Here is a 793-nt window from a genome sequence, read left to right on the forward strand (position 1 = left end):
CCGCCGTTTACTGGGGCTTCAATTCATACCTTCGACTTACGTCTAAGCACTCCTCTTAACCTTCCAGCACCGGGCAGGCGTCACCCCCTATACATCACCTTGCGGTTTAGCAGAGAGCTGTGTTTTTGATAAACAGTTGCTTGGGCCTATTCACTGCGGCTGGCTTTTACACCAGCACCCCTTCTCCCGAAGTTACGGGGCTATTTTGCCGAGTTCCTTAACGAGAGTTCTCTCGATCACCTGAGGCTACTCGCCTCGACTACCTGTGTCGGTTTGCGGTACGGGTAGATATGACTTTACGCTAGAAGCTTTTCTTGGCAGTGTGACATCAGAGAGTTCGCAACCGTAGTTGCTTCCCCATCACAGCTCAATGTTAGAGAGAAATGCATTTGACACATCTCACACCTCACTGCTTAGACCAGAATCCATTAACTGGCATCTCTTAGCCTACTGCGTCCCTCCATCACGATCATATCTAGTACTGGAATATCAACCAGTTGTCCATCGACTACGCCTTTCGGCCTCGCCTTAGGTCCCGACTAACCCAGGGCGGACGAGCCTTCCCCTGGAAACCTTAGTCTTACGGTGGATAAGATTCTCACTTATCTTGCGCTACTCATACCGGCATTCTCACTTCTTAACGCTCCAGCACTCCTCACGGTATACCTTCATCGCGGTTAAGAACGCTCTCCTACCATTGATAAAATATCAATCCAAAGCTTCGGTAATATGTTTAGCCCCGGTACATTTTCGGCGCAGGGTCACTCGACTAGTGAGCTATTACGCACTCTTT

General features: G+C 49.6%; 1 rRNA gene. It reads right to left on the reverse strand.

What is annotated here, in order from left to right:
• Window positions 1–793: ribosomal RNA gene (locus tag BABA_RS24430) — 23S ribosomal RNA — on the reverse strand; the annotation flags it as partial.

It is taken from the genome of Neobacillus bataviensis LMG 21833, from assembly GCF_000307875.1.
GTDB lineage: Bacteria > Bacillota > Bacilli > Bacillales > Cytobacillaceae > Neobacillus > Neobacillus bataviensis.